The organism is Streptomyces sp. SID14478, assembly GCF_010548525.1.
Taxonomy (GTDB): Bacteria; Actinomycetota; Actinomycetes; order Streptomycetales; family Streptomycetaceae; genus Streptomyces.
This window is the reverse complement of the sequence record NZ_JAAGMG010000149.1, coordinates 1-7,194: the sequence shown is the minus strand read 5'-3', so window position 1 is coordinate 7,194 and position 7,194 is coordinate 1. Positions and strand designations below refer to the sequence as shown.

The following is a 7,194-nucleotide window of genomic DNA, read 5'->3' as shown; positions in this document are numbered from 1 at the left end:
GCCGAGCGCGCGGGGCCCGCAGCCCGCCCAGGGCGCCGCGCCCGCCCCGGCGTTCGGCGGCCCGGCGCTCACCCTGCGCAACCCGGTCTACGCCACCGAGCGCGAACTGCTCAAACTCGCGCTCCAGTACCCGCAGTTGGTCTCCCCGGCGTTCGACGCGTACGGCGTCGACGAGTTCACCGCCGCGCCCTACGCCGCCGTGCGGCACTGCGTCCTGGAGGCGGGCGGCGCCGAACAGGGCGTCCACGACCCGCACGAGTACCTCGTCCGGGTCCGCGAGGCGGCGCCCGACGACGCGGTGCGCGCGATGGTCACCGAGCTGGCCGTCGAGGCGATCCACCGCAAGACGGTCGACGAGGCCTACGCGGGCGAGCAGCTGGTCTGGGTGCGCAGGCGCGCCGTGGACCGCCGCATCCGCGACGTCCAGGGCACCCTGACCCGCCTCGGCTCGGGCGGCGACCCGGCCCGGCTGGCGGCCGTGCAGAACGAGTTGTGGGTGCTCCAGCAGTACGGCCAGGCGCTGCGCGAGCGGGGCGCGGCGGCACTCTGAAGCCCCGCCCGACCAAGCCCCTGTGCGCTTGAGGAACGGGCCCGGGCAGAGGCCCCGAGACCTCGGCGCGCGCCGCCGGGCACGGGCGCGGCGAGCCCCACACGCGACCCGTCGCACCCCGACAAGCCGTTTCACCCGGTCACCCGGCGGGAAACCACCGGCGCTCGTACATCACGGTAACCGTGCGGTCACGCACCGGACTCAAAAAGTCAACGCACGCCCCTCGTGGCGGCACTGTGTCGTACTCCACACTGGGTTGCGGTGCCTGAGTCCTCGGAGCGCGGCCGGAGCCCGGACACCGGGTCCGACACCCCCGCGGTTCCGCTCATCGCGTACGGGACGGACAGCGGCGCGGCCGCCGCTCCCGTCCCCCTCCCGCACGCCTCAGCAGCGATCACCTTGGAGGTCGCCCCCGTGCAGACCCGGACCCTCAGTCAGAGCGACAGCGCAGCGCAGGCCGTCGCCGATCCCGACGGTGCCACGGAGGGTGACTCCCTCACCAAGGTGCCCGCGCAGAGCCGCGCGGCACGCCACCCCGAGGCGGACACCACCGAGCCCGGGGCGCCCGAGGAACCGGAACCGATCGAGACGAGCATCGAGCCGCCCGAGCCGGTGCGCAGCGTCCGGGCGGACACCGGCGGCCCCTCCTCCGACCTGTTCCGCCAGTACCTGCGCGAGATCGGCCGCATCCCGCTGCTCACGGCGGCCGAGGAGGTCGACCTCGCCCGGCGCGTCGAAGCCGGCCTGTTCGCCGAGGAGAAACTGGCCCACGCCCCCGACCTGGACTCCCAACTCGCGGTGGACCTCGACAAGTTGGTCGTCATGGGCCGGATGGCCAAGCGCCGCCTGATCGAGGCGAACCTGCGCCTGGTGGTGTCCGTCGCCAAGCGGTACGTGGGCCGCGGCCTGACCATGCTCGACCTGGTCCAGGAGGGAAACCTCGGCCTCATCCGCGCCGTCGAGAAGTTCGACTACGCCCGCGGCTACAAGTTCTCGACGTACGCGACCTGGTGGATCCGCCAGGCCATGAGCCGCGCCCTCGCCGATCAGGCGCGCACCATCCGCGTGCCCGTCCACGTCGTTGAACTGATCAACCGGGTGGTCCGCGTCCAGCGCCGCATGCTGCAGGAGCGCGGCTACGAGCCGACCCCCGAAGAGGTGGCCGCCCACCTGGACCTGGCGCCCGAGCGGGTCAGCGAGGTCCTGCGCCTCGCCCAGGAACCCGTCTCGCTGCACGCCCCCGTCGGCGAGGAGGACGACGTGGCGCTCGGCGACCTCATCGAGGACGGCGACGCGACGAGCCCCGTGGAGTCGGCGGCGTTCCTGCTGCTGCGCGAACACCTGGAGGCGGTCCTGTCGACCCTCGGCGAGCGCGAACGCAAGGTCGTCCAGCTCCGCTACGGCCTCGCCGACGGCCGCCCCCGCACCCTGGAGGAGATCGGCCGGATCTTCGGCGTCACGCGCGAACGCATCCGCCAGATCGAGTCGAAGACCCTCAACAAGTTGCGTGACCACGCCTTCGCCGATCAGCTGCGCGGCTACTTGGACTGACGACGCTCACGATCGGTCGGGCAGCGGCGCTGAGGGGCGCGGCAACGCCGCGCCCCTCAGCGCCGTTCCAGGCCTGTCCGGCGGATCGTGTCGCGGACGCGGCGCAGGCCACCCGAGCCGCCACCTGATCCGCCGGACAGGTCCTAGTCGACCTCGGCCACGGCCTGCGCGAACTGGGCCTCGTACAGCCGCTGGTACGCCCCGCCGCCGGAGACCAGCGTGTCGTGCGAGCCCTGCTCCACGATCGCCCCGCTCTCCATGACGAGGATCGTGTCGGCGTCGCGGATCGTCGACAGGCGGTGCGCGATGACGAACGACGTCCGCCCGGCGGCGAGCCGCGCCATGGCCTTCTGGATCAGCACCTCGGTCCGGGTGTCGACGGAGGAGGTCGCCTCGTCGAGCACCAGGATCACCGGGTCGGACAAGAAGGCCCGGGCGATGGTGATGAGCTGCTTCTCACCGGCGCTGACCCCCGTCCCCTCGTCGTCGATCACGGTGTCGTACCCGTCGGGCAGCGTACGGATGAAGCGATCGGCGTGCGCGGCCTTCGCCGCCTCCTCGATCTCTTCCCGCGAGACGTCCTTCGCGGCGCCGTACGCGATGTTCTCCGCGATGGACCCGCCGAACAGCCAGGTGTCCTGCAGCACCATCCCGATGCCGGTCCGCAGCTCGTCGCGCGACATCCTCGCGATGTCGACCCCGTCGAGCGTGATCCGCCCGCCGGTGACCTCGTAGAACCGCAGCAGCAGGTTGACCAGGGTGGTCTTGCCCGCCCCCGTCGGCCCCACGATCGCGACCGTGTGCCCCGGCTCCGCCGTCAGCGACAGGTCCTCGATGAGCGGCTTGTCCTTCTCGTAGCGGAAGGCGACGTGCTCGAACTCGACGTGCCCGCGCAGATCGGCCGGCTTCTCCCCGGGCACCGGATCCGCCGACTGCTCCTCGGCGTCGAGGAGTTCGAAGATCCGCTCGGCCGAGGCGACGCCCGACTGCACGAGGTTCGCCATCGACGCGACCTGCGTCAGCGGCATCGAGAACTGCCGCGAGTACTGGATGAAGGCCTGCACGTCACCGATGGACAGCGAACCGCTGGCCACCCGCAGACCGCCCACGACGGCCACCAGCACGTAGTTCAGGTTCGAGATGAAGAACATCAGCGGCTGCATGATGCCGCTGTTGAACTGCGCCTTGAAGCCGGCCTCGTACAGTGCCTCGTTCTGCTCGGCGAACTGCTCCGCCGACTCCTTCTGGCGCCCGAAGACCTTCACCAGGTTGTGGCCGGTGTACATCTCCTCGATGTGCGCGTTCAGCTTGCCGGTGGTCTTCCACTGCTGCACGAACTGCGGCTGCGAGCGCTTGCCGACCTTCGCCGCGACGAGCACCGACAGCGGCACCGTCACCAGCGCGACCAGCGCCAGCAGCCAGGAGATCCAGAACATCATCACCAGCACGCCGACGATGGTCAGCAGCGAGTTGAGCATCTGCCCCATCGTCTGCTGCAGCGTCTGCCCGATGTTGTCGATGTCGTTGGTCGCCCGGCTCAGCACCTCGCCGCGCTTCTGCTTGTCGTAGTACGACAGCGGAAGGCGCGACAGCTTCGCCTGCATGTCCTTGCGCAGCTGCGCCACGGCCAGGTTGATCGCCCGGTTGGCGAGCCGCGTGCCGATCATCATCGCGAGGCCGGCCACCGCGAACACGGCGAGCGCGAGCAGCAGCACCTCCCCGATCGCGTCGAAGTCCACGCCCTGGCCGGGGGTGAAGTCGACGCCGCCGAGCATGTCGGCCATGCCGCCGTCACCCTTGGCCCGCAGGCCCTCGATGACCTGTTCCTTGGTCTGCCCGGCCTTCATCTGCCCGCCGATGATCCCGCCGAACAGCAGGTCGGTGGCGTGCCCGAGGATCTTCGGCCCGACCACCGAGAGACCCACGCTGATGACGACCGCGACCAGTACCGAGACGACCGCCGTCCGGTGCGCGGCGAGCCGCTTGAGCAGCCGTTTGCCGGAGTTCTTGAAGTCCATCGAGCGCGAACCGGGCGCACCGGCCGCCATCCGCGCCGCCATCGGCCCGCTCATCAGGCGGCCTCCGCTTCCGTCAGCTGGGAGAGCACGATCTCCCGGTAGGTCTCGTTGTCGGCCATCAGCTCGTGATGGCGTCCGGTGCCGACGACCCGGCCCTCGTCGAGGACGATGATCCGGTCGGCGTCCCGGATCGTCGCGACCCGCTGGGCCACGATCACCACGGTCGCCTCGGCGGTCTCGGCGCCCAGCGCCCGGCGCAGCGCGGCGTCGGTGGCGTAGTCGAGCGCGGAGAACGAGTCGTCGAAGAGGTAGATCTCCGGCCGCTGCACGAGCGTGCGCGCGATGGCGAGCCGCTGGCGCTGACCACCGGAGACGTTCGTGCCGCCCTGGGCGATGGGCGCGTCGAGCCCGCCCTCCAACTGGCTCACGAAGCCCTTGGCCTGCGCCACCTCCAGGGCGTGCCACAGCTCCTCGTCCGTGGCGTCCGGCTTCCCGTAGCGCAGGTTCGACGCGACGGTCCCGGAGAACAGGTACGGCTTCTGCGGTACGAGCCCGACGGTCCTCGCCATCAGTTCGGGATCGATCTCGCGGACGTCCTCCCCGTCCACGTAGACGACGCCTGCCGTGGTGTCGTACAGCCGCGGCACGAGCCCGAGCAGCGTCGACTTGCCGCTGCCCGTCGAGCCGATGACCGCGGTGGTCTCGCCCGGCAGCGCGACCAGGTCGACCGCGCGCAGCACCGGCTCCTCGGCGCCCGGGTACCCGAAGTCCGCACCACGGATCTCCAGGTGCCCGTGCCGGCGCAGCTGCCGCACGGAGGTCTCCGGGGCGGGCGGCACGACGCTGGACTCGGTCGCGAGGACCTCCTGGATGCGCTCGGCGCACACCTCGGCCCGCGGCACCTGCATGAACATGAAGGTGGCCATCATCACGCTCATCACGATCTGCATGAGGTACGCGAGGAAGGCGGTGAGGTCACCGATCTGCATGTCCCCGCCGTTGATCCGGTGGGCACCGAACCACACCACGGCGATGGACGCGACGTTCACGATCGTCATCACGAACGGGAACATCAGCGCCATGATCCGGCCGGTGGCCAGCGAGGTCTGCGTGAGGTCCCGGTTGGCCTCGCCGAACCGGCTCTTCTCGAAGTCGTCCCGCACGAACGCGCGGATGACGCGGTTGCCGGTGATCTGCTCGCGCAGCACCCGGTTCACGGTGTCCAGCTTGACCTGCATGGACCGGAACAGCGGGCGCATCCTGCGGATGATCAGCGACAGCACGACCGCCATCACGGGCAGCACGGCGAGCAGGACGCCCGACAGCGGCACGTCGAGGCCGAGCGCCATCACCACACCGCCGACGCACATGATCGGTGCCGACACCATGAGCGTGAAGCCCATCAGCACCAGCATCTGGACCTGCTGCACGTCGTTCGTGGTCCGGGTGATCAGCGAGGGCGCCCCGAACTGGCCGACCTCCCGCGCGGAGAAGGACTGCACGCGGTCGAAGATCGCGCCGCGCACGTCCCGTCCGACGGCGGCGGCGGTCCGCGCGCCGAAGTACACGGCGCCGGTGTTGCAGACGACCTGGACGACCGTGACACCGAGCATCGCGGCGCCGTAGCTCAGGATGTAGCCGGTGTCGCCGTTCACGACACCGTTGTCGATGATGTTCGCGTTCAGGGTCGGCAGGTACAGGGCGGCGCAGGTCTGCAGGAACTGCAGCAGCACCAGCAGCCCGATGGGTTTCTTGTACGGACCCAGATGGGTCCGCAGGAGTCGTATGAGCACGCTCGGTCTCTCGTGGTCGGCGGTCTGGAGTGAGCGGTGGGCAGGGGAGGGACGTACAGGGGAGGAGCGGTGCGCCGCGAAACGACGACGCATGGACCCCTATCGTCGAACACTCCACCCGTGTTACCTCAACCGATTAACCCAAGAGCGCACAAAGACCAGCCGCAGGCCTACGATCGCGAGGCCTACGAGAACGCCCCGGGGTGGATCTGCTCCCGCACCGAGCGGTACTGCTGGCGCACCGCCTGGCCCACGGCCGCCTCCTCGCCCGGCTCGAAGACCTGCGCGGCCGCGCCCTGCCACTGCGGCAGCTGCCCGCTCAGCGCCCAGGCGGCCTGCCGGGCCGCGCCGATCGCCGCGTAGTCCGCGGGCTGCGGCACCACGACCTGCGTCCCGAACAGCATCGGTGCCGCGGCCTGCACCGCGTGCAGCTCGGCGGCGGCCCCCAGCAGGAACACCCGCCGGATCTCGACGCCGCGCCCGCGCAGTACGTCCATCGCGTCGGCGAGCCCGCACAGCATGCCCTCGAAAGCGGCGCGCGCCAGGTGCTCAGGACGCATGGACTCCCTCCTGAGCCCGCTCAGGGTCCCCGCGGTGTGCGGCAGGTTCGGCGTCTTCTCGCCCTCCAGGTAGGGCAGGAGCACGAGTCCGTGGGCGCCCGGCGTCGACTTCATGGCGAGCTCGGACAGCTCCTCAAGACCGCCGTCGAGCCCCAGCATCTCGGCGGCGCCGCGCAGCGCCCGCACCGCGTTCAACGTGTGCACGACCGGCAGGTGCATGCCCGTGGCGTCGGCCAGCGACGTGATGGCGCCGGTGGAGTCCACCAGCGCCTCGTGGTGCACGGCCATGACCGAACCCGAGGCCCCCAGTGACACCACGGCGTCCCCGGCCCGCACGCCGAGCCCGAAGGCGGCGGCCATGGTCTCCCCGGTGCCGGCCGAGATGATCAGCCCCTCCGGGGTCGTCCCCGCGGAATCCCCGGGCCCGAGCACCTCCGGGAGCATCGCCTGCCGGCCGAGGGCCAGCTCCACGAGATCGGGCCGCCAGGCCCCGGTGGCGGCGGACCAGTAGCCGGTGCCGGAAGCGCCGCCCCGGTCGGTGGTCCTGCGGCTGGGCCGGCCGAGGAGCTGCCACACCAGCCAGTCGTGGGCCTGCAGGAGCAGCGCCACCCGCTGCGCGTTCTCGGGCTCGGTACGCGCCAGCCAGCGCAGCTTGGTGACCGGCTGCGCGGCCTGCGGCACCGATCCGACGGCCTCGGCCCACGCCTCGCGCGAGCCGAGCC

General features: G+C 71.1%; 4 protein-coding genes and 1 pseudogene. 2 read left to right on the top strand and 3 right to left on the bottom strand.

The features are described from left to right. Both G3I40_RS06160 and G3I40_RS06155 read left to right on the top strand, forming a co-directional pair. Positions 1-550: pseudogene (locus G3I40_RS06160) on the top strand (DNA primase); the annotation flags it as partial. Between the two features lie 261 nt (positions 551-811). Next, positions 812-2,101 carry an RNA polymerase sigma factor gene (locus tag G3I40_RS06155; RefSeq protein ID WP_164301144.1) on the top strand — a complete coding sequence of 430 codons (1,290 nt, stop codon included), beginning with the start codon at positions 812-814 and terminating at the stop codon, positions 2,099-2,101. Between the two features lie 143 nt (positions 2,102-2,244). Here G3I40_RS06155 and G3I40_RS06150 read toward each other — a convergent pair whose 3' ends face one another. From G3I40_RS06150 to G3I40_RS06140, 3 genes are all read right to left on the bottom strand, one after another. Continuing rightward, positions 2,245-4,173 (bottom strand): ABC transporter ATP-binding protein, encoded by a 1,929-nt coding sequence (locus tag G3I40_RS06150; protein WP_164301143.1) that lies wholly within the window; start codon positions 4,171-4,173, stop codon positions 2,245-2,247. Further along, positions 4,173-5,912, bottom strand: coding sequence for an ABC transporter ATP-binding protein (locus G3I40_RS06145; protein WP_164301142.1), 1,740 nt, complete (start codon positions 5,910-5,912; stop codon positions 4,173-4,175). The genes G3I40_RS06150 and G3I40_RS06145 overlap by 1 nt, the downstream gene beginning before the upstream one ends. A gap of 185 nt (positions 5,913-6,097) precedes the next feature. Beyond that, on the bottom strand, positions 6,098-7,194 hold a 1,097-nt coding region (locus G3I40_RS06140), incomplete at its 5' end, for an FGGY-family carbohydrate kinase (RefSeq protein ID WP_164301141.1).